The sequence below is a fragment of the Nocardioides sp. Z22_16 genome (genome assembly GCF_058134365.1).
In genome coordinates, this window is record NZ_JBYTTI010000002.1 from 68,428 (window position 1) to 93,721 (window position 25,294).

At 70.7% G+C, this 25,294-nt stretch carries 24 protein-coding genes and 1 tRNA gene; 21 read left to right on the forward strand and 4 right to left on the reverse strand.

Annotated elements, in window-relative coordinates:
* The first annotated feature begins 4 nt into the window (after nucleotides 1–4).
* From nuoH to AC3X7R_RS04545, 8 genes are read left to right on the forward strand one after another with little or no spacing between them, the layout of a single operon-like run.
* A complete protein-coding gene (gene nuoH, locus AC3X7R_RS04510) occupies nucleotides 5–1,360 on the forward strand; it encodes an NADH-quinone oxidoreductase subunit NuoH (protein ID WP_489965128.1) in 1,356 nt (451 codons plus the stop codon).
* Nucleotides 1,360–1,950 carry an NADH-quinone oxidoreductase subunit NuoI gene (nuoI, locus tag AC3X7R_RS04515; RefSeq protein ID WP_489964376.1) on the forward strand — a complete coding sequence of 197 codons (591 nt, stop codon included), beginning with the start codon at nucleotides 1,360–1,362 and terminating at the stop codon, nucleotides 1,948–1,950. The genes nuoH and nuoI overlap by 1 nt, the downstream gene beginning before the upstream one ends.
* Nucleotides 1,947–2,762: an NADH-quinone oxidoreductase subunit J gene (locus AC3X7R_RS04520; RefSeq protein WP_489964377.1), complete on the forward strand. Its 816-nt coding sequence runs from the start codon at nucleotides 1,947–1,949 to the stop codon at nucleotides 2,760–2,762. Before nuoI ends, AC3X7R_RS04520 begins: the two co-directional genes overlap by 4 nt.
* Nucleotides 2,759–3,058 (forward strand): NADH-quinone oxidoreductase subunit NuoK, encoded by a 300-nt coding sequence (nuoK, locus tag AC3X7R_RS04525; protein WP_489964378.1) that lies wholly within the window; start codon nucleotides 2,759–2,761, stop codon nucleotides 3,056–3,058. Before AC3X7R_RS04520 ends, nuoK begins: the two co-directional genes overlap by 4 nt.
* Before the next feature lie 13 nt (nucleotides 3,059–3,071).
* Nucleotides 3,072–5,015 (forward strand): NADH-quinone oxidoreductase subunit L, encoded by a 1,944-nt coding sequence (gene nuoL, locus AC3X7R_RS04530; protein WP_489964379.1) that lies wholly within the window; start codon nucleotides 3,072–3,074, stop codon nucleotides 5,013–5,015.
* On the forward strand, nucleotides 5,012–6,526 hold the full coding sequence (locus tag AC3X7R_RS04535) for an NADH-quinone oxidoreductase subunit M (RefSeq protein WP_489964380.1): 1,515 nt from the start codon (nucleotides 5,012–5,014) through the stop codon (nucleotides 6,524–6,526). The genes nuoL and AC3X7R_RS04535 overlap by 4 nt, the downstream gene beginning before the upstream one ends.
* Nucleotides 6,523–8,130, forward strand: a complete 1,608-nt coding sequence (nuoN, locus tag AC3X7R_RS04540; protein WP_489964381.1) for an NADH-quinone oxidoreductase subunit NuoN — start codon at nucleotides 6,523–6,525, stop codon at nucleotides 8,128–8,130. The genes AC3X7R_RS04535 and nuoN overlap by 4 nt, the downstream gene beginning before the upstream one ends.
* The gene (locus tag AC3X7R_RS04545) at nucleotides 8,127–9,134 is read left to right on the forward strand and encodes a polyprenyl synthetase family protein (protein WP_489964382.1); all 1,008 of its coding nucleotides are present in this window, start codon (nucleotides 8,127–8,129) and stop codon (nucleotides 9,132–9,134) included. The genes nuoN and AC3X7R_RS04545 overlap by 4 nt, the downstream gene beginning before the upstream one ends.
* On the opposite strand, the gene rarD is transcribed toward AC3X7R_RS04545, so the two are convergent.
* Nucleotides 9,131–10,036: an EamA family transporter RarD gene (gene rarD, locus AC3X7R_RS04550; RefSeq protein WP_489964383.1), complete on the reverse strand. Its 906-nt coding sequence runs from the start codon at nucleotides 10,034–10,036 to the stop codon at nucleotides 9,131–9,133. The genes AC3X7R_RS04545 and rarD overlap by 4 nt on opposite strands.
* Nucleotides 10,037–10,147: 111 nt before the next feature.
* On the opposite strand from rarD, the gene AC3X7R_RS04555 reads away from it, so the two are divergent.
* The gene (locus AC3X7R_RS04555; RefSeq protein WP_489964384.1) at nucleotides 10,148–10,543 is read left to right on the forward strand and encodes a hypothetical protein; all 396 of its coding nucleotides are present in this window, start codon (nucleotides 10,148–10,150) and stop codon (nucleotides 10,541–10,543) included.
* An 81-nt stretch (nucleotides 10,544–10,624) separates the two neighbouring features.
* Here AC3X7R_RS04555 and AC3X7R_RS04560 read toward each other — a convergent pair whose 3' ends face one another.
* Nucleotides 10,625–11,728 carry a 2-oxoacid:ferredoxin oxidoreductase subunit beta gene (locus AC3X7R_RS04560; protein WP_489964385.1) on the reverse strand — a complete coding sequence of 368 codons (1,104 nt, stop codon included), beginning with the start codon at nucleotides 11,726–11,728 and terminating at the stop codon, nucleotides 10,625–10,627.
* Nucleotides 11,725–13,674 (reverse strand): 2-oxoacid:acceptor oxidoreductase subunit alpha, encoded by a 1,950-nt coding sequence (locus tag AC3X7R_RS04565; RefSeq protein WP_489964386.1) that lies wholly within the window; start codon nucleotides 13,672–13,674, stop codon nucleotides 11,725–11,727. Before AC3X7R_RS04565 ends, AC3X7R_RS04560 begins: the two co-directional genes overlap by 4 nt.
* Nucleotides 13,675–13,953: 279 nt before the next feature.
* On the opposite strand from AC3X7R_RS04565, the gene AC3X7R_RS04570 reads away from it, so the two are divergent.
* From AC3X7R_RS04570 to AC3X7R_RS04585, 4 genes are read left to right on the forward strand one after another with little or no spacing between them, the layout of a single operon-like run.
* Entirely contained in the window at nucleotides 13,954–14,991 is a 1,038-nt protein-coding gene (locus tag AC3X7R_RS04570; protein ID WP_489964387.1) for a sulfate ABC transporter substrate-binding protein, read from the forward strand.
* A gap of 7 nt (nucleotides 14,992–14,998) precedes the next feature.
* Nucleotides 14,999–15,847, forward strand: a complete 849-nt coding sequence (gene cysT, locus AC3X7R_RS04575) for a sulfate ABC transporter permease subunit CysT (RefSeq protein ID WP_489964388.1) — start codon at nucleotides 14,999–15,001, stop codon at nucleotides 15,845–15,847.
* Nucleotides 15,840–16,655: a sulfate ABC transporter permease gene (locus AC3X7R_RS04580; RefSeq protein WP_489964389.1), complete on the forward strand. Its 816-nt coding sequence runs from the start codon at nucleotides 15,840–15,842 to the stop codon at nucleotides 16,653–16,655. The genes cysT and AC3X7R_RS04580 overlap by 8 nt, the downstream gene beginning before the upstream one ends.
* A complete protein-coding gene (locus tag AC3X7R_RS04585) occupies nucleotides 16,652–17,632 on the forward strand; it encodes a sulfate/molybdate ABC transporter ATP-binding protein (RefSeq protein ID WP_489964390.1) in 981 nt (326 codons plus the stop codon). Before AC3X7R_RS04580 ends, AC3X7R_RS04585 begins: the two co-directional genes overlap by 4 nt.
* Before the next feature lie 74 nt (nucleotides 17,633–17,706).
* Here AC3X7R_RS04585 and AC3X7R_RS04590 read toward each other — a convergent pair whose 3' ends face one another.
* Nucleotides 17,707–18,198, reverse strand: a complete 492-nt coding sequence (locus tag AC3X7R_RS04590; protein ID WP_489964391.1) for a YajQ family cyclic di-GMP-binding protein — start codon at nucleotides 18,196–18,198, stop codon at nucleotides 17,707–17,709.
* A 138-nt stretch (nucleotides 18,199–18,336) separates the two neighbouring features.
* On the opposite strand from AC3X7R_RS04590, the gene AC3X7R_RS04595 reads away from it, so the two are divergent.
* The 8 genes from AC3X7R_RS04595 (at nucleotide 18,337) to AC3X7R_RS04630 (ending at nucleotide 25,292) form a co-directional block, all read left to right on the forward strand.
* Nucleotides 18,337–18,419, forward strand: a tRNA-Tyr gene (locus tag AC3X7R_RS04595).
* A gap of 153 nt (nucleotides 18,420–18,572) precedes the next feature.
* Entirely contained in the window at nucleotides 18,573–19,400 is an 828-nt protein-coding gene (locus AC3X7R_RS04600) for an SDR family oxidoreductase (RefSeq protein WP_489964392.1), read from the forward strand.
* 27 nt (nucleotides 19,401–19,427) lie between these two features.
* Nucleotides 19,428–20,768 (forward strand): MFS transporter, encoded by a 1,341-nt coding sequence (locus AC3X7R_RS04605; RefSeq protein ID WP_489964393.1) that lies wholly within the window; start codon nucleotides 19,428–19,430, stop codon nucleotides 20,766–20,768.
* 96 nt (nucleotides 20,769–20,864) lie between these two features.
* Nucleotides 20,865–21,839: an ABC transporter ATP-binding protein gene (locus AC3X7R_RS04610; RefSeq protein ID WP_489964394.1), complete on the forward strand. Its 975-nt coding sequence runs from the start codon at nucleotides 20,865–20,867 to the stop codon at nucleotides 21,837–21,839.
* Nucleotides 21,836–22,618: an ABC transporter permease gene (locus AC3X7R_RS04615; RefSeq protein ID WP_489964395.1), complete on the forward strand. Its 783-nt coding sequence runs from the start codon at nucleotides 21,836–21,838 to the stop codon at nucleotides 22,616–22,618. The genes AC3X7R_RS04610 and AC3X7R_RS04615 overlap by 4 nt, the downstream gene beginning before the upstream one ends.
* Before the next feature lie 22 nt (nucleotides 22,619–22,640).
* Nucleotides 22,641–23,837 (forward strand): sensor histidine kinase, encoded by a 1,197-nt coding sequence (locus AC3X7R_RS04620; protein WP_489964396.1) that lies wholly within the window; start codon nucleotides 22,641–22,643, stop codon nucleotides 23,835–23,837.
* A complete protein-coding gene (locus AC3X7R_RS04625; RefSeq protein WP_489964397.1) occupies nucleotides 23,834–24,439 on the forward strand; it encodes a response regulator in 606 nt (201 codons plus the stop codon). The genes AC3X7R_RS04620 and AC3X7R_RS04625 overlap by 4 nt, the downstream gene beginning before the upstream one ends.
* A gap of 91 nt (nucleotides 24,440–24,530) precedes the next feature.
* Nucleotides 24,531–25,292 carry a GIDE domain-containing protein gene (locus AC3X7R_RS04630; RefSeq protein ID WP_489964398.1) on the forward strand — a complete coding sequence of 254 codons (762 nt, stop codon included), beginning with the start codon at nucleotides 24,531–24,533 and terminating at the stop codon, nucleotides 25,290–25,292.
* The last annotated feature ends 2 nt before the right edge of the window (nucleotides 25,293–25,294 follow it).

Genomic DNA, 25,294 nt, shown 5'->3' on the forward strand with positions numbered 1-25,294 from the left:
GCACATGCTGGCCGACGCCTCCGCGGAGAGCGGCGGCGGTGGCGGCCTCGACGCCTTCGGCCAGGACCCCTGGTGGCTGGTGCTGGTCAAGGCCGTGCTGATCTTCCTGGTCCTGGTGCTGCTGACCCTCTTCAACATCTGGTTCGAGCGCCGCGTCGTCGGTCGGATGCAGCACCGGATCGGCCCCAACGTCAACGGCCCCTTCGGCCTGCTGCAGTCGCTGGCCGACGGCACCAAGCTGATGTTCAAGGAAGACATCTTCCCCAAGGCGGCCGACAAGGTCGTCTACTTCGCCGCGCCCTTCATCGCGGTGATCCCGGCCTTCGTGACCTGGTCGGTGATCCCCTTCGGGCCGGAGGTGAAGGTCCCGTTCAGCGACATCACCACCCCGCTGCAGCTGACCGACATGCCGGTCGCCGTCCTCTTCCTGCTCGGCATCGCCTCGATCGGCATCTACGGGATCGTGCTGGCCGGCTGGTCCTCGGGGTCGACGTACTCGCTGCTGGGTGGCCTGCGCTCGAGCGCGCAGATGATCTCCTACGAGATCGCCATGGGCCTGGCCCTGGTCGCCGTCTTCATCTACGCCGGCTCGATGTCCACCTCGGAGATCGTGGCCGCCCAGGCCGGTGGCCACGTGGAGCTCTTCGGGGCCGAGATCCCGGTCCCCGGGTGGTTCGGGCTGATCCTGCTGCCCTCGTTCGTGGTCTACGTGATCGCGATGGTCGGCGAGACCAACCGCGCCCCCTTCGACCTCCCCGAGGCCGAGGGCGAGCTGGTGGGCGGCTTCCACACCGAGTACTCGGCGATGAAGTTCGCCATGTTCTTCCTGGCCGAGTACATCAACATGGCGACCGTCTCGGCGATCGCGACCACGCTCTTCCTGGGCGGCTGGCGCGCACCGTTCCCGTTCTCCATGTGGGACGGCGCCAACGAGGGCTACTGGCCGGTGCTCTGGTTCTTCGGCAAGATGTTCATCTTCATCTTCATGTTCATCTGGCTCCGCGGCTCCCTGCCCCGGCTGCGCTACGACCAGTTCATGGCGTTCGGGTGGAAGGTGCTCATCCCGATCTCCCTGGCCTGGATCATGGCGGTCGCCGCCATCCGGCTGGCCGCCGGGCCCGACGGGATCGACCGCAACTACCTGCTCATCGGCTTCGCCGTCGCGGTGGTGCTGCTCGCCGGCGCGCTGCTGATCCCCGGTGGCGGCGGCGACGAGACGGCCGACGAGACCGACGAGCAGGACGCCTTCGCGGGCGGCTTCCCGGTCCCGCCGATGCCCGAGGGTGGTGCCGTGCGGGGCGCGGCCGCCCCGCTGACCTTCCCGACCCGCACGACCGACCACGCTGGTGAGGAGAGCTGATGACCACCCCGAAGCCCCGTGCTGAGAGGGCAGAGTCCGAGACGGGGTCGAAGACCCTGAAGGAACAGCTGTGGGACCCCGTCGCGGGATTCGGCGTCACCTTCCGGACGATGTTCCGCAAGGTGGTCACCGAGCAGTACCCGTTCGACAAGCAGCCGACCGCGCCGCGCTTCCACGGCCGGCACCAGCTCAACCGCTGGCCGGACGGCCTGGAGAAGTGCATCGGCTGCGAGCTGTGCGCCTGGGCGTGCCCGGCGGACGCGATCTACGTCGAGGGTGCCTCCAACTCCGACGCCGAGGGCGGCGAGCGGTTCAGCCCGGGCGAGCGCTACGGCCGCGTCTACCAGATCAACTACCTGCGCTGCATCCTCTGCGGGCTCTGCATCGAGGCCTGCCCGACCCGTGCGCTGACCATGACCAACGAGTACGAGCTGGCCGACTCCACCCGCGAGTCGCTGATCTACGAGAAGAGCGACCTGCTGGCCCCGCTGCTGCCCGGCATGGAGCAGCCGCCGCACCCGATGCTCCTCGGCGACGACGAGGGCGACTACTACCGGGGGAGCTTCGCGAAGAAGGAGGGCGACCGGTGACCGCCTTCTGGATCCTCGCCCCCGTGATGGTGCTGGCCGCGCTGGGCGTGCTCTTCGTGCGCAAGGCCGTCCACGCGGCGCTGCTGCTGGCCGTGGTGATGATGAGCCTCTCGGTGCTCTACCTGGTCCTCGAGGCCCCGTTCCTCTTCGCCGTGCAGATCATCGTCTACACCGGCGCCATCCTGATGCTCTTCCTCTTCGTCGTGATGCTGGTCGGGGTCGACGCCAGCGACTCGGTGGTGGAGACCATCCGCGGGCAGCGGGTGGCGGCCACGCTGATCGGCCTGGTGCTGGGTGCCGTGATGGTGCTGGCCGTGGGCCAGATCTCGCTCGGTGCCGCGACCGGCCTGGGCGCGGCCAACGCCGACGGCAACGTCGAGGGGATCGCCGCGCTCCTCTTCAGCCGCTACGTCTTCGCCTTCGAGGCGATCGCCGCGCTGCTGATCACCGCCGCGCTCGGCGCCATGGTCCTCGCCCACCGCGAGCGACTGACCCCCAAGCAGGGCCAGGCCGACATGGCCGCGCAGCGGATGCGCGACTACGCCGAGTCCGGCAAGCACCCCGGCCCGCTGCCGGCCCCCGGTGTCTACGCCCGCCACAACGCGGTGGACACCCCCGCCCTGCTCCCCGACGGGACGATCTCGGAGATCTCGGTCTCCCGGGTCATGCAGGCCCGGGGCGTGGTCCGCTCGGCGCCGGCGCTGGCCGACGACATCGACCCCATCGCCCGCCAGATCGGCGTTCCCGAGAGCGCACCCGAGACCGGCGGCAAGGACTCCGGCGTCGCCGCCACCGAGGAGGACCGGGCATGAGCCTCACCCCCTACATCGTCCTCTCGGCGATCATCTTCACCATCGGTGCGGTGGGCGTGCTGACCCGGCGCAACGCGCTGGTGGTCTTCATGTGCGTCGAGCTGATGCTCAACGCCTGCAACCTGGCACTGGTGACCTTCGCCAAGCAGCACGGCAACCTCGACGGCCAGATCGCCGCCTTCTTCGTGATGGTGGTGGCCGCGGCCGAGGTCGTGGTCGGGCTGGCCATCATCATGACCATCTTCCGGACTCGTCGCTCGGCCTCGGTCGACGACGCGAGCCTGCTGAAGTACTGACGAGGTCGCTGACATGTCAATCTCCCTTGCTGACGCGCACATCCCGGTCGTCGATCCCGGCGCCACCGACGGTGTGCTCTCCCTCCTCTGGCTGATCATCGCCCTGCCCCTGGCCGGCGCGGTGGTGCTGCTGCTCGGCGGTGCCCTGGCGCGCGGCGCCATGGACCGCTGGGGCCACTGGCTCGGCACCGCCACCGTGGCCGGGTCCTTCGTCCTGAGCCTGCTCTCCTTCGTCGCCCTGCTGGGACGCGACGAGGCGGACCGGCAGGTCGGCCAGGAGCTCTACACCTGGTTCGAGTCCGGCGGCCTCAAGGTCGGCATGGACCTCCTCTACGACCCGCTGACGGCGCTCTTCCTGCTGCTGATCACCGGCGTGGGCACCCTGATCCACGTCTACTCCATCGCCTACATGGAGCACGACCCGCGGCGCCGCCGGTTCTTCGGCTACCTCAACCTCTTCGTCGCGGCGATGCTGGTCCTGGTCATGTCCGCCAACTTCCTCGGTGTCTTCCTCGGCTGGGAGGGCGTCGGCCTGGCGTCCTACCTGCTGATCGGCTTCTGGCAGCACAAGCCCTCCGCGGCCGCCGCGGCCAAGAAGGCCTTCGTCATCAACCGGGTCGGTGACATCGGGCTCTCGCTCGCCATCGCGCTGATGTTCGCCACCTTCGGCTCCACCGACTTCTCGGTGATCAGCGCCGCCAGCTCCGAGGCAACCCAGGGCACGCTCAACGCGATCGGCCTGCTCCTGCTGCTCGGGGCCTGCGGCAAGTCCGCGCAGGTGCCGCTGCAGGCCTGGCTCCTCGACGCCATGGAGGGCCCGACCCCGGTCTCGGCCCTGATCCACGCCGCGACCATGGTCACCGCCGGCGTCTACCTGGTGGTCCGTTCCAACTTCATCTTCGAGCTGGCGCCGGCCGCCCAGACCGTGACCGTCATCGTCGCCACCGTCACCATCCTGTGGGGTGCGGTCCTCGGCTGCGCCAAGGACGACATCAAGAAGGCGCTGGCCGGCTCCACGATGAGCCAGATCGGCTACATGATGCTGGCCGCCGGGCTCGGCGTCGCGGGCTACGCGTTCGCGATCTTCCACCTGCTGACCCACGGGTTCTTCAAGGCCAACATGTTCCTCGGGGCCGGCTCGGTGATGCACGGGATGAACGACGACGTCGACATGCGCCACTACGGCGGCCTGCGCAAGTACATGCCGGTCACCTTCCTGACCTTCGCGATGGGCTACCTCGCGATCATCGGCTTCCCGCTCTTCTCCGGGTTCTGGTCCAAGGACAAGATCATCGAGACCGCGATCGCCGAGAACTGGGTCGTCGGCCTCTGCGCCCTGCTCGGCGCCGGCATCACCGGCTTCTACATGACCCGCCTGATGCTGATGACCTTCTTCGGCGAGAAGCGCTGGGAGGCCGACGTGCACCCGCACGAGTCGCCCCGGTTGATGACCGTGCCGCTGATCGTCCTGGCGGCGCTCTCGGTCCTCGGTGGCGTGCTGCTGCTCGGCGACTGGATCGTGGAGTTCCTCGCGCCGGTCACCGGCGTGGCCGCGCACCACGAGCCCCCGCTGCCGGCCCTGGTGATCACCCTGATCATCGTCGCGGTGGTGGCGCTCGGGGTGGCCGCCGCCTGGTTCCTGGTGGGGAAGCAGGAGATCCCGCGGGTCGCGCCGTCGGAGGTGTCGCCGGCCACCCGGGCCGCGCGCGCCGACCTCTACGGCGACCAGATCAACGACGTCCTGGTGGTGCGGCCGGGCGCGGGCCTGGCCCGCGGCCTGACGACCGTCGACCGGGTCGGCGTCGACGGGGTCGTCGAGGGCGGCGCCGCCGCGCTCGGCGGGCTCTCCGGGGTCGCCCGGCGCCTGCAGAACGGCTTCGTCCGCTCCTACGCCCTTTCCGTTGTCGGCGGCGTGCTGCTCGTCGTCCTGGCCCTGATGGCGGTGAACCTCGCATGAGCGAACTTCCCTGGTTGACCCTCCTGATCCTCGTCCCGCTCGTCGGGGCGCTGGTGACGGCCTTCCTGCCCAGCAGGCCCGGCCAGCCGCTGGCCAAGCAGGTCGGGCTCGGCTTCGCCGCGGCCACCCTGGTGCCCGCGGTCGTCGTGGCAGCCGGCTTCGACCTCGACGGTGGCTTCCAGTTCACCGAGGAGCACGAGTGGATCAGCCTCCTCGGCGCCCACTACGCGCTCGGCGTAGACGGCCTCGGGCTCCTGATGGTGCTGCTCACGGTGGTCCTGGTGCCGCTGGTGATGCTCGCCTCCTGGCGTGACAGCGACGAGGGCAACACCCGTGCCTTCTTCGCCTGGGTGCTGGCGCTCGAGGGCCTGTCGCTCGCGGTCTTCACCGCGACGGACGTCTTCCTCTTCTACGTCGTCTTCGAGGCGACGCTGATCCCGGCGTACTTCCTGATCGCCGGCTTCGGCCGCGCCGGCCGCAGCCGGGCCGCCACCAAGTTCCTGATCTACCAGCTGGCCGGCGGCCTGGTGATGCTCGCCTCGGTGATCGGGCTCTACGTCGTCTCCGCCGACGCCGGCACGCCGTCCTACCTGCTCGGCGACCTCGCCGCGCTGGAGATGAGCGAGACCACCCAGCGCTGGCTCTTCGTCGGCTTCTTCATCGCCTTCGCGATCAAGGCGCCGATGTTCCCGGTGCACACCTGGCTGGCCGACACCACCGAGAAGGCGACCACCGGCACCTCGGTGCTCCTGGTCTGCGTGCTCGACAAGATCGGCACCTTCGGGATGCTCCGGTTCTGCCTGGGCCTGCTCCCGGACGCCTCCCAGTGGGCGACGCCGGTGGTGGTCGTCCTGGCGCTGATCTCGATCGTCTACGGCGCCCTGGTCGCGATCGGGCAGGACGACCTCCTGCGCCTGATCGGCCTGACCTCGCTCTCGCACTTCGGCCTGATCGTGCTGGGCATCTTCGTCCTCTCCAGCCAGGGTGTCGCGGGTGCGATCCTCTACATGGTCAACCACGGCCTGGCCACCGCCGCCCTCTTCCTGGTGGCGGGCTTCGTCATCCGCCGCAGCGGCACGCCGCTGATCAGCCAGATGGGCGGCCTGGAGAAGGTCGCGCCGGTGATGGCGGGGGCCTTCCTGATCGCCGGCCTGGCCGCGCTCGGGCTGCCCGGCCTGTCGCCCTTCGTCTCGGAGATGATGGTGCTCATCGCCGCCTTCGGCTACGCCTGGTGGGCCGGGGCGGTGGCCGTCACGGCGATCGTGCTGGCCGCGATCTACATCCTCTGGACCTACCAGCGAACCATGACCGGCCCGACCCGTCCCGAGCACACCGGCGTCACCGACCTCGACACCCGTGAGGTCGGCACCCTCGCCCCGCTGCTGCTGGCGCTGGTCCTCCTCGGATTCGTGCCGATGCCGCTGCTCGACGTGATCAACCCCAACGTCGAGGACACCCTGACCCACGTCGGGGTGACCGACGACCCGCCCACTGTGGGAGCCACCAAGTGACTGAGTTCGTCAAGCCGTCCCTCGACTACCTCCAGCTGACGCCCCTGCTGGTCGTCTTCGGCATGGCCTGCGTCGGGGTCGTCGCGGAGGCGTTCGTGCCGCGGACCTACCGCTACGTCACCCAGACCGCCCTCACCCTGGTCGGGCTGGTCGCCGCCCTGGCCTGCGTGGTCCTGATCGCCCTCGACTACTCCGGCGACCAGGCGTTCACCCACGGCGACGGCGCGGCCTACGGTCTCATCGCCGCGATGGGAACGGTGGCCGTCGACGGGCCGACGCTCTTCCTCTGGGGCCTCATCCTGGTCCTGGCGATCCTGGGCACGATGCTCTTCGCCGAGCGCCGGCTCGACGGCGGCGTCTCCGCCTTCGCCGGCCAGGCCGCGGCGCTGCCCGGCACCCAGGGTGAGCGCGAGGCCTCCACCCGCGGCCTGGAGCACACCGAGATCTACCCGCTGCTCCTCTTCGCGGTCTCCGGCATGCTGCTCTTCCCGGCGGCCAACGACCTGCTGACGATGTTCGTGGCCCTGGAGATCCTCTCGCTGCCCCTCTACCTGCTCTGCGGCCTGGCGCGGCGTCGCCGGCTGCTCAGCCAGGAGGCGGCCCTGAAGTACTTCCTCCTCGGCGCCTTCTCCTCGGCGTTCTTCCTCTACGGGGCGGCGCTGATCTACGGGTACGCCGGCTCGATGGAGCTTGCGGCGATCAGCGAGGCCGTCGCCGGGTCGACCGACAACCAGGCGATGCTGCTGCTCGGCGTGGGACTCCTCGCCGTGGGGCTGCTCTTCAAGGTCGGTGCCGCGCCGTTCCAGGCGTGGACGCCGGACGTCTACCAGGGCGCACCCACCCCGCTGACCGCGTTCATGGCGGCCGCCACGAAGGTCGCCGCCTTCGGCGCGCTGCTGCGGCTCTTCTACGTGGGCCTGGGCGCGGACCGTTGGTCCTGGGCCCCGATGCTCTGGGTGGTGGCGATCCTGTCGATGGTCGTCGGCACCCTGCTGGCGCTGACGCAGAACGACGTGAAGCGGCTCCTGGCCTACTCCTCGGTCGCCCACACCGGTTTCATCCTGACCGGCGTGCTGGGCCTCCAGGCCGGCGCGGACCTCTCGCCCGGCGAGATCACCTCCCTGCAGGCCGTCCTCTTCTACCTCGCCACCTACGGGCTGATGACGCTCGGCGCCTTCGCCGTGGTGAGCCTGGTCCGCGACTCCGGTGGCGAGACCACCCACCTGAGCCGGTGGACGGGCCTGGGCAAGGAGGCGCCGTTCGTCGCCGCCGTCTTCGCCTTCTTCCTGCTGGCGATGGCGGGCATCCCGCTGACCTCGGGCTTCATCGGCAAGTGGGCGGTCTTCTCGGTGGCCCTGGCCGCGGGCGCCTGGCCGGTGGTGGTCGCGGCGGTGCTGACCAGCGCGGTGGCGGTCTACATCTACGTCCGCGTCATCGTCCTGATGTACTTCCGTGAGCCGGTCGGCGACGGCCCGTCGGTCGTCACCCCGTCCGTGCTGACCGCCTCCGCGATCGCCGTGGGTGCCGCGGCGACGCTCGTGCTGGGCGTCGTGCCGGGTCCCCTGCTCGACCTGGTGGCGCGTGCGGGAGAATTCATCAGGTGACCACAGAAGCGACCCCCGGACTGGCACTGCCGGTCGTCGACGACGAGCTCGCGGCGCGGCTGCGCGCGCGGCTGGCCGAGGTCGAGGAGGCGCTGGCCGGGCACGTCCGCGGCAGCGCGGAGTTCGTCACCCAGGCCGCCGGCCACCTGCTCTCCGCGGGCGGCAAGAGGTTCCGGCCCCTGCTGGTGCTGCTGGCCGCCGAGACCGGGCCCCGGCCGGCTGCCCCTGAGGTGCTGACCGCCGCCTGCGTCGTCGAGCTCACCCACCTGGCCTCGCTCTACCACGACGACGTGATGGACGAGGCCGACCTGCGGCGGGGGGCCGACTCGGCCAACGCCCGCTGGGACAACCACGTGGCGATCCTGATCGGCGACTTCCTCTTCTCCCGCTCCTCGGAGCTGACCGCCGACCTCGGGGCCGACGCCGTCCGCATCCAGGCGCAGACGTTCTCCCGGCTGGTCCAGGGCCAGGTGCTGGAGACGGTCCAGCCGGCGCCCGGTGCCGACCCCCTGGAGCACTACCTCGAGGTCGTGGCCGGCAAGACCGGATCCCTGATCTCCACCTCCGCCCGCTACGGCGCGATGTTCTCCGGCGCACCCGACGAGGTGGTCACCGCGCTCACGTCGTACGGCGAGCTGGTGGGATCCGCCTTCCAGCTCTCCGACGACATCCTCGACGTCGCCTCGGAGTCGGTGGAGTCGGGGAAGACGCCCGGCACCGACCTGCGCGAGGGGGTGCTGACGCTCCCCGTGCTCTTCGCGCTGCGCTCGGGCGACCCCGCGGACGCCCGGCTCCACGAGCTGCTGGGCCAGGACCTGAGCGACGACGCGCTGCACGCCGAGACCCTCGACCTGCTCCGCAAGCATTCCGCGATGGACGAGGCGCGTGCCTACGTGAAGAACCAGGCGGGCGAGGCCAAGGCCCTGCTGACCGCCCTGCCGGAGGGCCCCGCCCGCCAGGCGCTCGAGGCCTTCGCCGACGTGGTCGCCGTCCGCTCCTCCTAGAGGGCGGAGCCGGCGACGGTCCTGCTCAGCTGCCGGCGGTGGGAGACCATCTCCGCGGTGAGCAGCACCAGGGCCAGCCAGACCAGCGCGAAGCCGGCCCAGCGGCCCGGCGGCATCGCCTCGCCGAACCAGAGGACGCCGATCGCGAACTGCAGGATCGGTGCCAGGTACTGCATCAGGCCGAGCCCGACCATGCTCACCCGGGTGGCGGCGGCCCCGAAGAGCACCAGGGGGATCGCCGTCACGATCCCGCTCGTCGCGAAGAGGAGCGCGTGGCCGGTGCCGTGGGCGCCGAACTCGGCCGATCCGGTGACCACCAGCCAGCCGACGTACGCCCCGGCCAGCGGGGCCAGCAGGAGCGTCTCGACGGTGAGCGACTCGATCGCGCCGGCGTCCGCCTTCTTCTTGAGCAGGCCGTAACTGCCGAAGCTGAACGCCAGCAGGAGGGCGATCCACGGGGGGCGCCCGTAGTCGACGGTGAGGACCAGGACGGCCAGGAACGCCACCCCGAGGGCGAGCCACTGCCGGGTGCGGAGCCGCTCGCCGAGGAGCGTCACCCCCATCAGGACGGTGACCAGCGGGTTGATGAAGTAGCCCAGCGAGGCCTCGACCACCCGGCCGTTGTTGACCCCCCAGATGTAGCCGCCCCAGTTGACGGTGATGACGACGGCGGCGCAGGCGAGCAGCGCCAGGGTCCGGCGGTCGGCGACCAGGGCGCGGACCTGCCGGCCGCGACCCAGCAGCAGCGCCACCACCAGCATGATCAGGGCCGACCACAGCACCCGGTGGGCCAGGATCTCCAAGGCCCCCGCGGGCTCGAGGAGCGGCCAGTAGAGGGGGAAGGCGCCCCACAGCACGTAGGCCACGACCCCGCACGTCAGGCCGGCCCCGGTTCTGCTCACCGGCACAGCCTAGGTCGCCGGCCTTCTCCGGGTTGGCGCGACCCTGCCACGTGTCCCGCCCTAGGATGAGCGGGTCAGCACCAGTCCACGCCACACCGGGGGTACACACTCATGCGGATCATCCGCGCACTCATCGCCACCCTGACCGCGACGCTGCTGGGGGCCACCCTGCTCGGCACCGTCCCGGCCCAGGCCGCCGACCGTCCGGTCCGGACGATCACCTGGGAGACGACCCAGAAGACCTATCGCGCCTTCCAGCTCAAGGCGACCATCTCGGACATGGTCGAGGGCAAGGCGATCATCCAGCAGAAGAAGTGCGGCAAGTGCCCCTGGAAGAAGTTCAAGAAGATCAAGGTCAACGAGAAGGGTGTCGCCAAGACGCGGATCGTTGCCCCGAAGACCAAGGGCAAGTGGCTCTACCGGGTGCAGATCAACGCCCAGGACGGCTTCGCCCGCTCGCGCAGCACCCGCATCGGCGTCATCATGCCGGGCAGCAAGAAGCGCTGACACGCCTGCCCTGACACGACGAGAGCCCCACGCCGATGGCGTGGGGCTCTCGTGCTGCTCAGGGGTGCGGGAGTCTGCTGCTCAGACCACGGTCCAGGTGTCGCCGCCGCCGATCAGCGAGGCGAGCCGCGTCGTGGCGTCCGCCTGGTCGGCCGCGCCGCCCGCCAGGGTCAGCTGCTCGCGGGCCTGGTCGTCGTAGGTGGGGCGTTCGACGGCGCGGAAGATGCCGATGGGGGACTGGTTGAGGTAGCCGGAGTCGGTGAGGCGGCTGATGGCGAAGGCCAGCGTCGGGTCGGGGTTGTGGGCGTCGTGGACCAGGACGGCGTCGTCGGGGACGTCGGTGGCGAGGGCGGCGCGGACGCCGCCGGTGACCTCGTCGCGGATCAGGACCTTGGTGCCGAGGCCGTTCTCGTCGTGGGGGCCGAAGCGGATCTGCTCGCCGTGGACGAGGGGGATGATGGCGTCTTGCTTGGTGTCGGGGTTCTTGATGGCGTCGAAGGCGCCGTCGTTGAAGATGGGGCAGTTCTGGTAGATCTCGACCAGGGAGGTGCCGCGGTGGGCGGCGGCGGCGGCGAGCACGGAGGTGAGGTGCTTGCGGTCGGAGTCGATGGTGCGGGCCACGAAGGTGGCTTCGGCGCCCAGGGCGAGGGAGACGGGGTTGAAGGGGTGGTCGACGGAGCCCATGGGGGTGGACTTGGTGACCTTGCCGGTCTCGGAGGTGGGGGAGTACTGGCCCTTGGTGAGGCCGTAGATGCGGTTGTTGAAGAGCAGGATCGTCATGTTGACGTTGCGGCGGAGGGCGTGGATGAGGTGGTTGCCGCCGATGGAGAGGGCGTCGCCGTCGCCGGTGACGACCCAGACGGAGAGGTCTTCGCGGGCGGTGGCGATGCCGGTGGCGATGGAGGGGGCGCGGCCGTGGATGGAGTGCATCCCGTAGGTGTCGAGGTAGTAGGGGAAGCGGGAGGAGCAGCCGATGCCGGAGACGAAGACGATGTTCTCGCGGCGCAGTCCGAGGTCGGGGAGGAAGGACTGGACGGCCTTGAGGACGGCGTAGTCGCCGCAGCCGGGGCACCAGCGGACCTCCTGGTCGGAGGTGAACTCCTTGCCGGTCTGCTTCTCGCCGTCGGCGATCACCGGGACCCCGGCGGTACCGGAGGCCGGGAAGGGGAGGTCGGTGGTGGTCATCGCAGGACTCCTTCAACGGACGTGGTCAGGTCCACGGGCGTGCCCTCGACCTCGCCGACGAGGCTGCCGAGGGCCTCGGCGAGCTCGGCGGCCTTGATCGGCATGCCGTTGACCTGGTTGTAGCCCACGGTGTCGACGAGGTACTCGGCGCGCAGCAGCAGGGAGAGCTGGCCGAGGTTCATCTCGGGGACCAGCACCTTGTCGTAGCGGGCCAGGATCTCGCCGAGGTCCCGGGGGAACGGGTTGATGTGGCGCAGGTGGGTCTGGGCGACGCGGCCACCGGCCCGGCGGACCCGGCGGACGGCGGCGCCGATCGGGCCGTAGGTCGAGCCCCAGCCGATCACCAGCACCTTGGCGCCGTTCCCGGACTCGGCACCGGGGTCGTCGACCTCCAGCGGCGGGAGGGAGTCGGCGATGCGGGCGATCTTGGCGGCCCTGGTGCGCACCATCAGGTCGTGGTTGGCCGGGTCGTAGGAGATGTTGCCGTGGCCGTCGGCCTTCTCCAGCCCGCCGATGCGGTGCTCGAGACCCGGGGTGCCGGGCACCGCCCAGGGGCGGGCCAGGGTCTCCTCGTCACGCAGGTAGGGCCAGAAGTCGGCCACCTCGCTCTGCTCGCCGGTCTTGGTGTTCTTGCCGACCGTGGTGTGGTTGGGCCCGGTGGCGAAGGACGGAGCGATCGAGGGCAGCTCGGAGGTCTCGGGGATCCGCCACGGCTCGGAGCCGTTGGCCAGCATCCCGTCGGAGAGCAGCATCACCGGGGTGCGGTAGGTGATCGCGATCCGGCACGCCTCGATCGCGGCGTCGAAGCAGTCGCCGGGCGACTGCGGAGCGATCACCGGGACCGGCGACTCGCCGTTGCGGCCGAACATCGCCTGCAGCAGGTCGGCCTGCTCGGTCTTGGTGGGCAGACCCGTGGAGGGGCCGCCGCGCTGGACGTCGACGACGACCAGCGGCAGCTCGGTCATCACGGCCAGACCGATGGCCTCCGACTTCAGCGCCACCCCCGGACCGGAGGTGGTGGTGACCCCGAGGTGGCCGGCGAAGGAGGCGCCGATCGCCGCGCCGACGCCGGCGATCTCGTCCTCGGCCTGGAACGTGGTGACGCCGAACGACTTGTGCCGGCTCAGCTCGTGGAGGATGTCGGAGGCCGGGGTGATCGGGTAGGAGCCCAGGAAGACCGGCAGCCCCGACTGCACGCCGCCGGCGACCAGGCCGTAGGAGAGCGCCAGGTTGCCGGTGATGTTGCGGTAGGTGCCCGGCAGCATCGGCGCGGGCTTGATCTCGTAGGAGACCGCGAACGCCTCGGTGGTCTCACCGAAGAAGAAGCCCGCCTTGAAGGCGGCGATGTTGGCGTCGCGGATGGCCGGGACCTTGGCGAACCGCCGCGAGAGGAACTCGACGGTGGTCTCGGTGGGGCGTCCGTACATCCACGACAGCAGGCCGAGGGCGAACATGTTCTTGGCCCGGGCGGCGTCCTTGCGGGAGAGGCCGAACTCCTTGACCGCCTCCACCGTCATCCCGGTCAGGTCGAGCGGGTGCACCGCGAACTCGGCGAGGGAGTCGTCGTCCAGCGGGGAGCCGGCGTAGCCCGCCTTGGTGAGGTTGCGGGCGGTGAAGTCGTGGGTGTCCACGATCACCGTCGCACCCTTGGGCAGGTCGGCCAGGTTGGCCCTGAGGGCGGCCGGGTTCATCGCCACCAGCACGTCGGGACGGTCGCCCGGGGTCAGGATGTCGTGGTCGGCGAAGTGCACCTGGAACGACGAGACGCCCGGGAGGGTGCCCTGCGGGGCGCGGATCTCGGCGGGGAAGTTGGGGAACGTCGCCAGGTCGTTGCCGAACGCGGCGGACTCCTGGGTGAACCGGTCGCCGGTGAGCTGCATGCCGTCGCCGGAGTCGCCGGCGAATCGGATGATGACGCGATCCAGTTGCTTGACCTGCTTGGTCACTGCTGGCCTTCCTTTTGCATGTGCTGCCCCGGCGTGCTGCGGGCGGAGGTGGGGTTGCCTCCGGCGGCGGGCCTCTGGCGGAGGCACGCGGATTCCACACTAACCCCGCGCCAAGCGCGGCGTGGCGCTGTCTTGAAGTGACCCCGACGCGAGCGCGGTGAAAACCGACACGTTCAAGGCCTTGTCTCATATGCCCAGTAAGCCACTAAAGTGCAGTACCTTACTGTTCAAACACCACATCACGCCGCCGACAGGTGGCCGCACAAGGGGAGCAGCAACATGAGGTCGAGCACCAAGGGTCGAGGGATCGCAGCCGCCGGCATCGGGCTGGCGCTGCTGGCGCTGAGCGCGTGCGGGGGAGGGTCGGACGCCTCCGACGGGGACGACAAGACGCTCAGCATCGTCGGGTTCGCGGTCCCGGAGGCGGCCAACAAGGCCATCGGCGAGGAGTTCGTCAAGACCGACGCCGGCAAGGGCTACCGGTTCAAGACGTCGTACGGCGCCTCCGGCGACCAGAGCCGCGCCGTCGAGTCCGGCCTGGACGCCGACTACGTGCACTTCTCGGTGGCCAGCGACGTGACCCGCCTGGTCGACGCCGGGCTCGTCGCCGACGACTGGGACGCCGGCGAGAACAAGGGCGTCGTCTCCCGCTCCGTGGTCGTCTTCGGCGTCCGCGACGGCAACCCCAAGGGCATCGAGGACTGGGACGACCTGATCAAGCCCGGCGTCGAGATCGTGACGCCCAACCCGGCCTCCTCGGGTGCGGCCCGCTGGAACGCGCTGGCGGCCTACGGCCAGGTCGTCCGCAAGGGCGGCACTGAGCAGGAGGCGACGGAGTACGTCGACAAGTTCTTCGGCAACGTCGTCTCCCTGCCCGGCAGCGGCCGGGACGCCACCACCGCCTTCCTCGGCGGGACCGGTGACGTGCTCATGGCCTACGAGAACGAGGCGATCCTGGCCGCGCAGAACGGCGAGGAGTTCGAGTACATCATCCCCGAGACCACGCTGCTCATCGAGAACCCGGGCGCCATCCTCACCGAGGCCGACCCGGCGGCGGAGGACTGGCTGGAGTTCGTCCTCAGCGACGAGGGCCAGCGGCAGTTCGCCCTCACCGGCTTCCGCCCGATCCGCGACGACGTCGACTACGGCGGCACCGTCGAGGGCGCCAAGGACCCGTCCGACCCGTTCCCGACCGTGCCCGACCTGATGACGGTGGCCGAGGACTTCGGTGACTGGGACGAGCTCTCCACCAAGTTCTTCGACGAGGAGGAGGGTCTTGTCACCAAGGCCATCGCCGCCTCGGGCAAGGGCGAATGACCACTCCATGACGAGTGTCTCCCTCGAGGCCGCTGGCCGGTCGGCGCGCACGCGCCGGCCGGCCCTCGGCACGAACCTGACCGCCACGTCCGGCGTCGGCCTCGGCGTGGCCATGATCTGGTTCAGCCTCCTGGTCCTCATCCCCCTCTGCGCCGTGGTGGTGACCGCGGCCGAGGGCGGCTGGGGAGCGTTCTGGACCACGATCACCAACGAGCAGACCGCGTCCGCCATCAAGCTGACCGTCTCCCAGGCGGCGCTGGTCACGCTGGTCAACGTCTTCATGGGCACCCTGATCGCGTGGGTGCTGGTGCGCGACCACTTCTGGGGCAAGGGCGCCCTGGAGATCCTGATCGACATCCCCTTCGCGCTGCCCACCATCGTCGCGGGCCTGGTGCTCCTCTCCCTCTACGGCCGCGACAGTCCGCTCGGGTTCGACGTGGTCAACACCCGGGCCAGCGTCTTCCTGGCCTTCCTCTTCGTCACCCTGCCGTTCGTCGTCCGGATGGTGCAGCCGGTGCTCGCCGAGCTCGAGAAGGACGTCGAGGAGGCGGCCGCCTCCCTGGGCGCCAGCAAGATCACCACGTTCCGCCGGGTCATCCTGCCCAGCCTGGTCCCGGCGATCGCCGCCGGCGCGGCGCTCTCCTTCGCCCGCGGGGTCAGCGAGTACGGCTCCCTGGTGCTCCTCTCCGGCAACCTGCCCTTCGAGACCGAGGTCACCTCGGTCCGCATCCTCGGCAGCATCGAGAACGACAACGTCGCGGCGGCCGCGGCCACCGCCACCGTCCTGCTGATGATCTCGCTGACCGTGATCGTGCTGCTCGACGTGATCCAGAGGAAGGTGTCCAAGCGTGGTTAAGTACGTGCTCCGGCTCGTGGTCGTCGCCTACCTGTTCCTGCTGGTGGCGTGGCCGGTCTCGCTGGTCGCGCTCAACACCTTCGACGGCGGCACCACCGCGCTGGTCGAGGTCCTGCAGGACCCGGACGTCCAGGTGGCGCTCCGGCTCACGGTGATCGCGGCCTTCTCGGCGGTCGTCATCAACACCCTCTTCGGGGTCGGGATGTCGCTGCTGCTGGTCCGCTACACCTTCCCCGGCAAGCGGATCCTCAGCGCGCTGATCGACCTGCCCCTCTCGGTCTCGCCGATCGTGGTCGGCCTCGCGCTGGTCCTGGTCTACGGCGGCCGGGGCGGGTGGTTCGGACCCACCCTGGAGTCGGCGGGGTTCCAGGTCATCTTCTCCACCCCCGGCATCATCATGGCCACCGCCTTCGTCGCGCTGCCCCTGGTGATCAGGGAGGTGGTGCCGACCCTGGAGGAGATCGGCATCGAGCAGGAGCAGGCCGCGCGGAGCCTGGGGGCCAACGCCTGGCAGACCTTCTGGCGGATCACCCTCCCCGGGATCAAGTGGGCGGTCGTCTACGGCGTGGTGCTCTCGCTGGCGCGCTCGCTCGGCGAGTTCGGCGCCGTCAAGGTCGTCTCCGGCAACGTGCTGGGGGAGACCCGCACCGCCACGCTGGTGGTCGAGGAGAAGTACCTCAACTTCGACCAGCAGGGCGCCTACGCGATGGCCTTCCTCCTCGCCATGGTCTCGGTGCTCTGCATCGTGATCGTCGCCATCCTCCGTCCCAGCAACGAGAAGTCAGCAAAGAAAGGCGCACGCGCATGAGCATCGAGGTCAAGGGCCTGCACAAGAAGTTCGGTGACTTCGTCGCGCTGCAGGACGTCAACGTCTCCATCCCCACCGGGCAGCTCACCGCGCTGCTGGGACCCAGCGGCGGCGGCAAGTCCACCCTGCTGCGGATCATCGCCGGCCTCGAGAGCGCCGACTCGGGCACGGTCGAGATCGAGGGCGTCGACGCCACCCGGCTGTCGCCGCAGAAGCGCAACGTGGGCTTCGTCTTCCAGCACTACGCGGCGTTCAAGCACATGAGCGTGGCCAAGAACGTCGCCTTCGGCCTGGAGATCCGCAAGAAGCCCAAGGACGAGGTGCGGCGCCGGGTGGAGGAGCTCCTCGAGCTGGTCCACCTCTCCCAGTTCGGGCACCGCCTGCCCTCGCAGCTCTCCGGCGGACAGCGGCAGCGGATGGCGCTGGCCCGCGCCCTCGCGGTGGAGCCGACGGTGCTGCTGCTCGACGAGCCCTTCGGCGCGCTCGACGCCAAGGTGCGCAAGGAGCTGCGCGACTGGCTGCGCCGCCTCCACGACGAGGTGCACGTGACCACCGTCTTCGTCACCCACGACCAGGAGGAGGCGCTGGAGGTCTCCGACGAGATCGTGGTGATCAACGAGGGCCGGGTCGAGCAGATCGGCACGCCCGACCAGCTCTACGACGAGCCCGCCAGCGACTTCGTGATGAGCTTCCTGGGCGACGTCACCACCCTGGGCGGACACGCCATCCGCCCGCACGACGTTGACGTCGCGGTCTCGCCGCAGGTGGCCGGCGTGGTCGAGGGCACGGTGGCGCGGGTCCTCCGGATCGGCTTCGAGGTGCGGCTCACCGTGCACACGCTGGACGGCGAGGAGGTCACGGTGCAGCTGACCCGCACCCACGCCCGCTCGCTCGGGCTCGCCGAGGGCACCACGGTCTGGCTCAGCCCCGCCGAGGGTGCGACGGTGATGCCGCAGCAGGCGATCGCCACGGTCTGAGCGTCACCCGCCGAGGGGAGGCGGAGACACCACCCGTCGTACGGGAACGGTGCTCCGGCTTCCCCTCGGTCGTCTCAGCGGTAGTTGGTGAACTGGACGGCGAAGTCGAGGTCCTGGGACTTCACCAGCTGCTGCACGGCCTGCAGGTCGTCGCGCTTCTTGCTGGACACCCGCAGCTCGTCGCCCTGGATCTGCGCCTTCACGCCCTTGGGTCCCTCGTCGCGGATCAGCTTGGAGATCTTCTTGGCGTCCTCGGAGGTGATCCCCTCCTTGAGGGTGATCGAGATCTTCGACTGCTGGCCCGAGGGCCGCGGCTCGGAGGCGTCGAGGATCTTCAGCGACTGCTGGCGCTTGATCAGCTTGTCCTTGAAGACGTCGAGCACCGCGGTGGCGCGGTCGTCGGCGGAGGCGGTGATCTCGATCGCCTGCTCGCCCTGCCACTCGATGGTGGCGCCGGTGCCCTTGAAGTCGAACCGGGTGGCGACCTCGCGAGCGGTCTGCCCGAGGGCGTTGTCGACCTCCTGGCGGTCCAGCTTGCTCACGATGTCGAACGACGAGTCGGCCATGTTCTCTCCTGTGCTGGCTGGTGGCGTGCTGGCCCCGCGTGGGTGGCGGGGACCTGATTTGTCCCTGCGCGCGGTGCTTGGGCTATTCTTCCTTCTCGTCGGCCAGGGGTTCAAACGGGCTCCGGGACGACGGTGTGAGGCAGGTTGCCCGAGCGGCCAATGGGAGCGGACTGTAAATCCGTCGGCTTACGCCTTCGAAGGTTCGAATCCTTCACCTGCCACATCGCATGACACTGGCCCCCGCCTCAGGCGGGGGCCAGTGTCGTTTCCGGGGGTTTGTCAGCCATGGCTAATTCATGCACATCATTGCTATGGTGTGGGCCACGGGCGCCCGGGCCGGGACCCGTGGAGCCTACGCAGATTGGGAGATCACCATGGGACGCTTCGACGGCAAGACCGCGTTCATCACCGGCGGCGCCCGCGGCCAGGGCAAGTCGCACGCCATGCGCCTGGCGGCCGAGGGCGCGAACGTCGCCATCATGGACATCGCTGGCCAGATCGACACCGTCGCCTACCCGATGTCGACGCCTGACGACCTCGCCGACACCGAGCGGGCCCTCAAGGACCTCGGCGCCGAGGTGCTGACCATCCAGGGCGACGTGCGCGACCAGGCGGCCGTCGAGGCCGCCGTCGCGGCCACCGAGGAGCGGTTCGGCGGGATCGACATCGTCCTCGCCAACGCCGGCATCATGGCCAGCTACGGCGACCGGAAGAACGACATGCAGGCGTGGCACGACTCGGTCGGGACGATGCTGAACGGCGTCTACTTCCTGCTCCGCGCGGTCACCCCGGGCCTGATCGAGCGTGGGCGCGGCGGGGCCATCTGCATCACCGGCTCGACCTCCAGCTTCATCGGCGTCGCCTACAAGGAGGAGATGCTCAACCCGGGACAGATGGGCTACGGCGCGGCCAAGACCGGGGTCCTGTCGCTGATGAGGAACTTCGCCATGGTGCTCGGCAAGCACGGGGTCCGGGTCAACACCGTGATCCCCGCCGGCGTCTCCACGAAGATGATCGTCAACGACTTCTTCAGCTCCGACCTCTCCGGCGACGCGCCCGGCGGGTGGATGGCCAACGTGATGGAGCGTGGGCCCGTCGAGCCCGAGGAGATCACCAACGCCGTGACCTGGCTCTGCTCCGACGAGGCGCGCTTCGTGACCGGGCAGACCCTGGCTGTGGACATGGGGACGCTCCTGCTCTGACTCCCTCGGGTGGGGCAGACTCCCTCCATGCCCCCCGAGCAGCTCCACCAGATCGGACGACGGCGGGCCTGGAGCATCTGGCTGGTCGCCATGGCGGTCTACGTGCTGGCGATCTTCCACCGCAGCTCGCTGGGGGTGGCGGGGCTGCTGGCCTCGGAGCGGTTCGAGATCACCGCCACCGGGCTGGCCTTCTTCACCGTCCTCCAGCTGGTCGTCTACGCGGCGATGCAGGTCCCCGTCGGGGTCCTGCTCGACCGCTTCGGCTCCCGTGTCCTGCTGCTCGGCGGGCTGGCCCTGATGACGGTGGCACAGCTGGTCTTCGCCTTCGCCACCTCCTTCGGCGTCGCGGTGCTGGCCCGCGCCCTGCTGGGCGCCGGCGACGCGATGGTCTTCGTCAGCGTGATCCGGCTGGTGGCGGTCTGGTTCCTGGTCCGCCAGGCGCCGATCGTCACCCAGGTGACGGGCTGGGGCGGTCAGCTCGGCGCGGTCGCCGCGGCCGCCCCGCTGACGCTGCTGCTGGAGCACCTGGGCTGGACCCGGACCTTCGCCGCCGCCTCCAGCCTGGGCGTGGTGCTGCTGGTCGCCGTCGCGGTGCTCGTCAAGGACTCGCCGTACCGCTCCCAGGAGGTGGTGCAGGTGAAGTTCCGGGCGCTGGCCGCCTCCGTGCGCACGGTCTGGGGCAACCCCGGCACCCGGTTGGGGATGTGGACCCACTTCACCGCGCAGTTCTCCGGGACCGTCTTCGCGCTGCTGTGGGGCTTCCCGTTCCTGGTGCGGGGCCAGGGCTGGTCGGAGGTCGCGGCCGGCACCCTGATGATGGTGATGATCGGCTGGGTGGTGGTGAGCGGTCTGCTGCTGGGCGCCGCGGTCGCCCGGTGGCCCTGGTTCAGGTCGTGGCTGGTCCTCGGCATCGTCGCGGTGATGGCGCTGGCCTGGGGCGCGGTGCTGCTGCGCTCCGACCCCTCGCCGTCCTGGCTGCTGGTGCTGATGGCCTTCGCGACGGCGAGCGGCGGCCCGGCCTCGATGATCGGCTTCGACCTGGCCCGCACCTTCACCCCGGTACGAGCCCTCGGCCGGGCCAACGGCATCGTCAACGTCGGAGGCTTCGTGGCCAGCCTGCTGACCATGGCGGCGATCGGGGTCGTCCTCGACCTGCGCGAGCCCCGTGGCATGGCCGCCTACGACCTCCACGACTTCCGGTGGGCGATGGCCACCCAGTACCTCTTCTGGATCTTCGGGGCCTGGCAGATGCTGCGGTTCCGGCGCCGCGCGGTGGCCCACCTGCAACGGGTCCACCCCGGTGCGGTGGAGCAACTGAAGGCCGGGCGCCCCTTCGTCCATCCCGGGCTGGCCGACGACGGGGTCTAGGCCGTGACGGGTGTCATGGGCCACCCGTGCGTTCCGGCGCCTCCTCCATGACGCCTGACACTGGTGAGTGGCCCGGACCCGCGAGACGGTGGAGCCATGACGGAGACGACACAGGCGACCACGGGGGCCACCCGGCAGCATGGCGGCGGCCCCGCCCTCGAGGTGCTGGGGCTGCGCCGCACCTACGGCACCGGCGACGACGCCTTCGAGGCGGTCCGCGGCATCGACCTGACCGTGCCGGCCGGCAGCATCCACGCGCTGCTCGGGGTCAACGGGGCGGGCAAGACCTCCGCGCTGGAGGTGATCGAGGGGCTCTCGCCCGCCAGCGGCGGTGAGGTCCGGGTGCTCGGCCTCGACCCGGTCGCCGACCGCGCCGAGGTGCGCCGCCGCACCGGCGTGCTGCTGCAGCGCAGCGGGTTCGTCGGCGACCTGACGGTCCGCGAGACGCTCAGCATGTGGGCGGCGACCGTCACCGGCGCCCGCCCGGTCGAGGAGTCGATGGAGATGCTCGACCTGACCCGGCACGCCGACTCGCGGATGCGCGCGCTCTCCGGCGGCGAGCACCGCCGGGTCGACCTGGCGTGCACCCTCACCGGCCACCCCGAGCTGGTGATGCTCGACGAGCCGACGACGGGCCTGGACCCGGAGAGCCGCCGCGCCGTGTGGGAGCTGGTGCGCCGGCTCCGCGACGAGGGCGCCACCGTGGTGCTGACCACCCACTACCTGGAGGAGGCCGAGGCGCTCGCCGACCACGTCTCGATCATGCGGGCCGGCGAGATCGTCCGGGCCGGCACCCTGGCCGAGATCGTCGCCGGCCACCCGGCGGAGATCTCCTTCCGCACGCCGAGCCAGCCGCTGCCCGTCCCGGACGGCGTCGAGGAGTCCCGCGACGGCGACCGCACCGTGCTGCGGACCGCCGAGCTCCAGCCGGCGTTGACGCGGCTGCTCCTCGACGCCCGCGACCGCGGCGTCACCCTCGACCTGCTGGACGCCCGCACCGCGACGCTCGAGTCGGTCTTCCTGTCCCTCGCCCACGACTCCGCCTCCGACCTGCAGGGAGCCACCCGATGAGCACCGCGACCCAGATCCCCGCCGTCTCGCGCACCCTGGGCCTGGCCCGCTTCAACGCGATCCTGATGATCCGCAACCGGACCACGATGCTCTACGCCTTCCTGGTCCCGCTGGTCCCGCTGGGGCTGCTCTTCCTCGTCCAGGAGCCGGACCCGATGGCGGGGACCGCCACGATCGGCATCGCGATCCTGATGGCGCTGCTCTTCCCGGGCTACTACAACCTGCTGTCGATGTTCGTGACCCGTCGCGACGAGCTGGTGCTCAAGCGGCTCCGGACGGGGGAGACCCGGGACGTCGAGCTGGTCACCTCCATGGCGCTGCCCGGGGCCGCCCTGACCCTGGTGGTCACGGCGCTGACGGTTCCCATCGCCGCGATCGCGGGCTTCGACCTGCCGACCAACCCCCTGCTGCTCCTGCTCGGCGTCGCGCTGGCGATCGTCACCTTCGCCGCCCTGGCGCTGTGGACCGCCGCCTGGACCAAGACCGCGGAGTCGGCCCAGCTGACCAGCGGCCCGGTGATGATCATCGCGATGGCCGGCTTCATGACCCCCGCCGTCCCCGACAACATCGCCCGCTACCTGGACCTGCTGCCCGGGGCTGCGGTCAACGAGCTCATCCGGACCGGCTGGTTCGGGCTGGCCCGGGGCTCCGACGAGCAGACCGTCGGGTTCTGGCAGACCTGGGTGGAGGCCGCCCCGGGGATGGCCGTCCTCGTCGGCTGGACCCTGCTGGCCCTGGCGCTGGCGGTCCGGTCGATGCGGTGGGAGCCGCGTGGCTGATCCGCTCCTAGGATCAGCGGCGATGAGCGACCCCCGCGACTCCTCCTCCCGCCTGCCCCGCCTGCCCCGGCTGCCGGGGTGGGCGGGGCGCAGCGACGTCGAGCTGGTCGACCTCTACACCCGCGGCTCGCTCCACCTGCTCCTCTGGTTCCTCCTCGCGCTGGGCACCCTGGGCTCGGTGGCGGTGATGTCGACCACCGGCGACCGGGTGGCGACCGTGGTCGCCGTGCTGGCGGTGGCCGTGCCGGGCGTGCGGGTGCTGAAGGCCGCCTTCCGCCTCTACCCGGCGCCGCGGCCGTTGCCCTGGACGACGCTGCTGCCGGTGGCGATCCTGACCGTCCCGGTGCTGGGCTGGCTCGCGACGCTCGAGCCCGACGAGGCGGTCTCTCCCGGGATCGTGCTGGTCGGCACGCTGGCCTGGACGGTCGGCGGCCTGCGCGACCGCCGGGTCACCTGGACGCTGGTCCTGCTGGGCGCCGTCGTCCTGGGCGTGCTGGGCCAGAGCCTGGCGGGCGCGGCGTACGGCGCGGCCCTGACGGCCTTCTTCGCCTTCACCGTGCAGAGCTCGCTGTGGCTGCTCGGGGTGGTCGTCGAGCTGGACCGCGGCCGGAGCACCCAGGCCGCGCTGGCGGTGGCCGAGGAGCGGCTGCGCTTCTCCCGCGACGTGCACGACGTGATGGGGCGCCACCTCTCCACGATCGCGGTGCAGGCCGAGCTCGCCGCGACCCTCGCCGAGCGGGGCGACGACCGCGCGCCCGGGCTGGTGCGCGAGGTGCGGGGCACCGCGCACGAGGCGCTCCGCGAGGCCCGCGAGCTGGCCCGCGGCTACCGTCCCCTCGACCTGGAGAACGAGCTCGACGGCGCCGTCGCGCTCCTCGGCTCGGCCGGGATCGCCGCCACGGCGGACCTGGCGGGGCTGCCGGAGGCCTGGCACCCGCCGGTGGCGCGCCTGGTCAGGGAAGGGGTGACCAACGTGCTGCGCCACTCGACGGCCACCCACGTGCGGATCGGGTACGACGGGGAGGCTGTGGAGATCGTCAACGACGGGGTGTCGGCGAGCCAGCAGAGCGACGGCGACGGCACGGGGCTGGCTACCCTGGCCGAGGACGTGGCCGCCCTCGGCGCCGAGCTGGTCCACGAGGCGCGCGGCGACCGGTTCCTGGTGCGGCTGCGGCTGCACCCGGCAGCCTCGGGGGCGACCAAGGAGGGGACGCGATGATCCGGGTGCTGCTGGCCGACGACGAGAACCTGATCCGCAGCGCGCTTGCGCAGATGCTCGACCTGGAGGACGACCTCGAGGTGGTCGCCGAGGCGGCGGGCGGCGGGGAGGCGATCGCCGCGGCCCGGGCGCACCAGCCCGACGTGGCCGTCCTGGACCTGCAGATGCCCGACCTCGACGGGATCGAGACCGCGGCCCGGATCGCCGAGGTCGCCCCCGGCTGCGCCTGCATGATCGTCACCAGCCACGGGCGGCCCGGCTATCTCAAGCGGGCCCTGGCCGGCGGCGTCCGGGGCTTCCTGCCCAAGACGACGTCGGCGGCCACCCTGGCCCGGGTGGTGCGGATCGTGCAGGCAGGGGGTCGTCACGTCGACCCCGAGCTGGCGGCCGAGGCGATCGCGGCCGGGGACTCCCCGCTCACCCCGCGGGAGGCCGACGTGCTGGAGGCGGCCGCGGACGCCGCGCCGGTGGAGGAGATCGCCCGTCGCGTCCACCTCTCCGCCGGCACCGTGCGCAACCACATCTCCAGCGCGGTCACCAAGCTGGGCGCCGCCAACCGACACGAGGCGGTGGCCACCGCACGACGGATGGGCTGGATCTGACTCTGGTTGGATGGCGGTGCCTAGACGCAGATCGCGTCGGCACGAGGGGGACGAGATGGTCTGGTTGGCAGTAGGGCTCGGGGTTCTGGCCGTGGGAGCGGCGGTGGTCGCGCACCTGGCGCGCAGCGAACGGCAGGAGCTGCTCGGCAACGAGACCCTGACGGCAGCCCAGCTCCGGGAGCTGCACGCGGCGGCGAACGAGGCCGCCGGCCCGGACGCGTTCCGGCAGGCGGTCGAGCTCAAGGGTCGCAGCGCGGCACACGTCGACGGGCTGCTCACCTCCGAGCTCACCTCGACGCCGTGCGTCTGGTACCGGCAGAAGGTGACGCGGAAGTACGAGGAGGTCCGCCGGGACTCCGACGGGGACCGCAGCACGGTCCAGCGCGAGGAGGTGATGACCGACAACCACTCCGACAAGTCGTTCTTCGTCGTCGACGAGACCGGCCGGATCCCGGTGGTGCCGGGCAAGGAGGTGCAGGGGGCGCGCAAGGTGCTCAGCGAGTTCCGGCAGGCCGAGCACGCCGGCGGCTCCTCCAAGCTGGAGCTCGGCTCCTTCAAGGTCAGCCTGCCGACCGGCGGCGGCCGGGGTGGGACCCTCGGCTACGAGTACGAGGAGTGGGTGCTGCCCGAGGGTGTGCAGCTCTTCGTCTGCGGCGAGGCCGTGGACCGCGGGGGCAGGCTCACGGTGCGCAAGCCGCAGAGCAAGGGCTCGCTGCTGATCACCACGAAGTCCGAGGAGGAGCTCGTGGAGGGCGCGGCGAAGCGCTACCAGATCGCCGTGGCGGTCAGTGTGGTGGCCGGGCTCGCCTCGGTCGTGGTCGCCGCCGTGGCGGCCGTCTCCGCCTTCGCCTGAGC

Bases quoted from the DNA above. Each gene is read 5' to 3' on its own strand.
- nuoH (WP_489965128.1), top strand. From the start codon at position 5: ATGCTGGCCGACGCCTCCGCGGAGAGCGGCGGCGGTGGCGGCCTCGAC.
- nuoI (WP_489964376.1), top strand. From the start codon at position 1,360: ATGACCACCCCGAAGCCCCGTGCTGAGAGGGCAGAGTCCGAGACGGGG.
- nuoK (WP_489964378.1), top strand. From the start codon at position 2,759: ATGAGCCTCACCCCCTACATCGTCCTCTCGGCGATCATCTTCACCATC.
- nuoL (WP_489964379.1), top strand. From the start codon at position 3,072: ATGTCAATCTCCCTTGCTGACGCGCACATCCCGGTCGTCGATCCCGGC.
- AC3X7R_RS04535 (WP_489964380.1), top strand. From the start codon at position 5,012: ATGAGCGAACTTCCCTGGTTGACCCTCCTGATCCTCGTCCCGCTCGTC.
- AC3X7R_RS04555 (WP_489964384.1), top strand. From the start codon at position 10,148: ATGCGGATCATCCGCGCACTCATCGCCACCCTGACCGCGACGCTGCTG.
- AC3X7R_RS04560 (WP_489964385.1), bottom strand. From the start codon at position 11,728: ATGACCACCACCGACCTCCCCTTCCCGGCCTCCGGTACCGCCGGGGTC.
- AC3X7R_RS04570 (WP_489964387.1), top strand. From the start codon at position 13,954: ATGAGGTCGAGCACCAAGGGTCGAGGGATCGCAGCCGCCGGCATCGGG.
- cysT (WP_489964388.1), top strand. From the start codon at position 14,999: ATGACGAGTGTCTCCCTCGAGGCCGCTGGCCGGTCGGCGCGCACGCGC.
- AC3X7R_RS04585 (WP_489964390.1), top strand. From the start codon at position 16,652: ATGAGCATCGAGGTCAAGGGCCTGCACAAGAAGTTCGGTGACTTCGTC.
- AC3X7R_RS04590 (WP_489964391.1), bottom strand. From the start codon at position 18,198: ATGGCCGACTCGTCGTTCGACATCGTGAGCAAGCTGGACCGCCAGGAG.
- AC3X7R_RS04600 (WP_489964392.1), top strand. From the start codon at position 18,573: ATGGGACGCTTCGACGGCAAGACCGCGTTCATCACCGGCGGCGCCCGC.
- AC3X7R_RS04605 (WP_489964393.1), top strand. From the start codon at position 19,428: ATGCCCCCCGAGCAGCTCCACCAGATCGGACGACGGCGGGCCTGGAGC.
- AC3X7R_RS04610 (WP_489964394.1), top strand. From the start codon at position 20,865: ATGACGGAGACGACACAGGCGACCACGGGGGCCACCCGGCAGCATGGC.
- AC3X7R_RS04615 (WP_489964395.1), top strand. From the start codon at position 21,836: ATGAGCACCGCGACCCAGATCCCCGCCGTCTCGCGCACCCTGGGCCTG.
- AC3X7R_RS04620 (WP_489964396.1), top strand. From the start codon at position 22,641: ATGAGCGACCCCCGCGACTCCTCCTCCCGCCTGCCCCGCCTGCCCCGG.
- AC3X7R_RS04625 (WP_489964397.1), top strand. From the start codon at position 23,834: ATGATCCGGGTGCTGCTGGCCGACGACGAGAACCTGATCCGCAGCGCG.